The organism is Waterburya sp., from assembly GCF_058530065.1.
Map to the genome: position 1 here is coordinate 1 of NZ_JBZNBU010000256.1, position 5006 is coordinate 5006.

The 5006-nt window shown below is 40.7% G+C and carries 1 protein-coding gene and 1 pseudogene; both read right to left on the bottom strand.

Annotated features, from left to right (window positions below; all coding sequences use genetic code 11):
* Nucleotides 1–64 precede the first annotated feature (64 nt).
* Nucleotides 65–3235, bottom strand: a complete 3171-nt coding sequence (locus AC33VI_RS15230) for a cyclic nucleotide-binding domain-containing protein (RefSeq protein ID WP_491783119.1) — start codon at nucleotides 3233–3235, stop codon at nucleotides 65–67.
* Nucleotides 3232–4669, bottom strand: a pseudogene (locus AC33VI_RS15235) (MFS transporter). The gene AC33VI_RS15230 and the pseudogene AC33VI_RS15235 overlap by 4 nt, the downstream one beginning before the upstream one ends.
* Between the last annotated feature and the right edge of the window lie 337 nt (nucleotides 4670–5006).

The following is a 5006-nucleotide window of genomic DNA, read 5'->3' on the forward strand; positions in this document are numbered from 1 at the left end:
AATTCCCCTCTTTTTAAGGGGGCGAGGGGGAATCTAGATAAAATCGAACCACTTTTCAGACATCTTACAAATTATGACTGGAATTTTTCTTCGCAGACATATATTTATCGGTTTCGCGCAATCTTTGACTGAGAAAACGACAAATTTCTAAAATAATATGGGGGCGTTGGGAAATGAGACTGATAAAGCGTTTCTTCTCCAAACTGAGTAAAACACAATCTTCTAAAGCGATCGCCCCATCCCAACGGGGTGCTTCGTCAAACAGAGCGATTTCTCCAAAATATTGACCTTTAATTAGTTCTTTGATGTTGGCTAATTCTCCGTCCAATTGTTTGACGATTTGGACTTTTCCTTCAGCAATGATGTATAGATTATTGCCCCAACCTCCCTCACTATAGATTGTTTCTCCTGCCAAAACTTGTTTTTGTTCCAAGGCTTCGTCGATCTGGAATAATTCATCTAGGGAAAGATTTTTAAATAGTGCCACATTGCGTAATAATAGCAGTCGATTCATAGAAGTACTTACAGGGTCAATCAAGCGATCCGAGGTGGGAAATATTTCCCGTGCCACTGATTGTACGATGGGATCGGGATCTTTGAGTAGGGCGGTAGGAATAATTGCCAGGGCTACCGATGCCCCTGTTTTGATCCAGCGATCGCCGATTCTTAAGGCTTCGAGTAAGATTTTGTAACCCTTGGTTTGCAACCATTGGGGGGTAGGCTCGATATTGGGTAGAGGTTTGTCGGAAACTGTCTCTTCTAAAAGAGGCATCAATGGTTGTACGAAACGGCGATGATCGATCGAAGCTAATACTTCTATGGCATTGGCTAAGTCACGGCGATCGCTGGTGGCTAAAATACGCCTAACTAGGTTAACCGTGCGGGAATAGCCCAAACAAGACAGGATATATAAAACTTTTTGCAACAATCTTTGTTGATAATCTTCGATCGCAATTGCTAATAGTCGCCAGCTAGGATCTTGATGGGGTATTTGCTGTTGCCATTTTCTAGTGCGATTGAACTGTTGGAATTCTGGGGCGAGATGTTTGTAGAGGATGTCGTTTGCCTTTCTGGTTTTGGTTTTGGCGATCGCAGCAATGGCAGTGTTGACTACATCGGGGTTAGCAGAGTTGAGGCTATTTTTAGCTACATTGAAACCAGATTTACCATAGGCTGCCAGGGTATGGGCTACTTGTTGTCTGACTTGGGGATGGCGATCGCTCAATCCCGATGCTACTGTGGCTAGCATTTCTGGACAATGGGTAATCTCTAGAAGTTTGTAAGCACTCCCTCGAATTAAATGCTCATCATGTTTGGTTTCGGCAACGGCTATTTTTGCCAGATGATTATTTTGGGGTTGTGCCAGGCTAGCTAGAGCTTCCAGGGCAGTGTGTTTGGCTTCTACAGAAGCTTTGGGCAGTAGATATTCAATTAGAGTAATAAATTCGGGATTTTGGCTGTGACGCACCACTCTGGCGATCGCTTTACCAATGGTATCGGTAATTTCTGTTTGCCAAAATTGTTCGGCAATTTGGCGATCTAGCTCTTGAGATTCGGTATGTTGGAAAGTAGCAATTAAACCCAGAGTTTTTACTTCATCGTCGCTGTGGTTGATTATTTGGTTGAGTTGTTGTTCGGTAAAGTCATATTGATTGGCAATTAAAATTTCTAAAGCCGTCGCCTTGACTGCCACGTTACGATCGTCTAAAAGCTGGGCAAACTTGTCCGAGATTTCTTCATTCTTAGAGCTAAATAACTGTAAAACTGCTTCTTTTAAAATTTCAGGGGCATCGGGCAAAATCGCAGTAACTTCAGGCAAAAACTGACTGGGATCTCCTAAGTTAGCAGCTAATTCTAAACCTTTTATTTGAGTATAACGATCGCCATCGGTGAGAAATTCTTTGACTATTTCCTTAGACTGGGATGGTAGTTGAATCTTTTGGCGATCGAAGTCATCGAGATTAATACTGTCGGATCTAATTAGATCTTCAAGGCTGCGAGTATAGAATTTACCCATCGGCAGACGCACCAGCAATAATAATATTGTTAGGGCGATCGCTAATCCCGTAATTTGTCCCAGGCTTAAATAAAAATGACAGATCCATAAAACTACTCCTGCCGTGGTTAAACCAACAGAATAAATCAAGCCATCGCTCAAAGCTCGAATTCTGCCTAAATATTGCTGGGGTATGGCATTATAGTTGAGTTGATGTACGGGTAAGTTAATCGCTTTATAAAGAGCGTCGCCATTAATATGCAGCCCAATAGCAGCAGCTAAATTAGTATTTAATAACACTCCCCCCAAAGCTATTAAAGTTGTCATAGGATAGACGGGGTTAAGTCTGGCTACTCCCACCCATTTTAATAAGGGGCGAGTTAAGCCGTAGAGAAAAACTACCTGAATCAAAGAAATAACAATCCGCATTAAGCCTAAAAAAGCGGTCAATTCCGATTCAGCAAAGTTATTGCCATAAATATTAAACCAAAGAAATTCGCAGCTAATATAAATTATTACTAGTAAAAAGGTGCTAGAACCTAAAAACAAAACTAGAGGATATCTTTGACCAAGATCGGGCAGAGTTTTAATCGATTCTAGCAAATTGAGCTTGGCTTCTTGTTTGGGAATTTCCAGAAGACGTTGAGAAGATTCTAAATAGAGTAACTGGCAAAAAGCGATCGCCATGAAGATAGGCAAACAAAACAGCAAGTCTCGACTGAGGAAATAACGAGACAGCAAAATCGTACAGCCACCCCCTACTAAAGTACCTACCGCTTGAGCCATACCGATATAGGGGGCATATTTTTTATACTCAAGGGTAGTAAAATAGTCGGTCAACAACCCTGGATAGAGTAGATTGTTATTAAAATCCCACTGAAAAAAGATCATAATCAACAATACATAATAAACCCAGGCTACATCCAAATTAATCAGAAACCGCAACCCCAACATCAGGAGGATGGAAATCAATAATACGTAGCGAAACACCAAAGGACGACGATAGCGATCGGCAATTTGAGAAAAAATGCCATAGGCAGGCAAAGAAGACAAGCCAATCAGGATAAATGCCACAGGCAATTCCCCCGCACCCACATGACTCACAAACAGGGAGTTGGCGATCGCCATGGCAATTACGTTATACGCCAAAACAGTGACAGCCAATAACAAAAGCTGAGTCAGGCGATCGAAAGAAAAGCGAAATAAACTCAGACGTGTTTTGATAGCTTGACCAATCATCGTGTTTCTGGATTTTGCATGGGGGTAGTTGGTGTTAGTTTAGAAGCTATTGTCTCATCAGTCTCTAAGTTTTTAACTCCATCGCTCAAATTATCGAGGGGATTAACTCGTACTAATAAAGTCAATCCCGCAGCAATGAGTAAAAATACCCCACCCATTACTACTGCTAATAAACGATCTTCATGGAGAATATGTTGCATTACCCAGCCAAACCCTAAAGAAGCGGCAATTTCAGGTAAAACAACAAAAAAATTAAAAATTCCCTGATAAATTCCCCGACGCTGGGGAGGAATCAAGCTACTCAACATGGCATAGGGCATAATTAAGGCACTAGACCAAGCAATACCAAAACCAACGGTAGTCAACAGCAGTATATAGCGATCGCCGATCCAGAGTAGAGAAATCAAACTCACGCCCCCACACAGCAAACAAATTCCATGAATTATCGGGCGACTAAAACGTTTGGCGAGGCGAGGCAAAATAAATGAAGCCACAATACAAACTGCGTTGTAAACTGCAAAACAAATTCCCGCCCACTCTATGCCTTCACTATAAAGCAAAGAATCTTGGCTGACTGCCCCAAAAATATTTCTGGCAACTGCGGGAGGAAAATAGAGTAAAAAACAAAAAATACCCAACCAAGTAAAAAACTGTACCCTCGCTAACTGTCTCATCTTGGGAGGAATTTCTTGTAAAGTCTGCCAAGTCTGTTTTATACTGCTAACAATTCCCCCCTCGTGCTGCTTTCAATTCCTCAAATTTCGTTAAATTTTGAGGCGGATATTCAGGAGTTGTGGCAATTGTCCATAAAACCGTACTCAGAAATAATATCCCTCCCAAATAAAAAGAAACCTCGATCGTGAAAGGGATTTTCCTTAAATTACTACTGGTATTATCCACCTCAAACCAATGAGAAAGTATCCAAGGCAAAACCGAAGCAGAAACCGCACCAATACCTAGCATAATGCTTTTCATGGCAAAACCTTTGGTACGTTGCTCTTGAGGTAGCATATCTCCTACAAATGCCCGAAAAGGCACCATACTGACATTGGCACTAGTATCTAAAATCCAGAGTAAGCCAGCTGCTAGCCACAAACTAGAACAATTAGGCATGGCAAACAAGGCAATGCAGCCCAAAATTGCTCCTAACAAAAAATACGGTTTTCTTCGACCCAAAAAAGTCCAAGTATAATCGCTCAAATTACCAATAATTGGCTGTACCAATAAACCAGTCAAAGGGGCAGCTAACCAAAGAATCGGCAAGCGATCGGCATCTGCGCCCAGATACTCGAAGATCGCACTCATATTTGCCATTTGCAATCCCCAAGCAAACTGAATTCCCAGAAAACCCACATTCATATTCCATAATTGCCCAAAATTTAATTTGGTTTTAGTTGCTGTTTCTGAGATATTAGCTTGTGAAGAGAGGGACATATTTTAATCATTAAGGATGTCTACTATTGAATATGTTAAGACAGGTCAAAGATTAAAGGTTAAAGGAAATATGTTTATTTTTTCTCTCTCAAATATGGAAGTAATATTTTATAACTGGTTATGCCCAGTTATAATACCAATTCTCTATAACAATGCACTAAATAAAAAATTCTTCTTTTGTACCTTTGCGTCTCTGCGGCTTTGCGAGAAACAAAATCCCAACAATATTACTGCGCTTTTCACATGGGTAGACCACATAATTAAACTTTAAAAACTAAGAACTAAAAACTAAAAACTACGAACTAGTAAATTTTCCCAGAGAGCTATTCAACTGAAA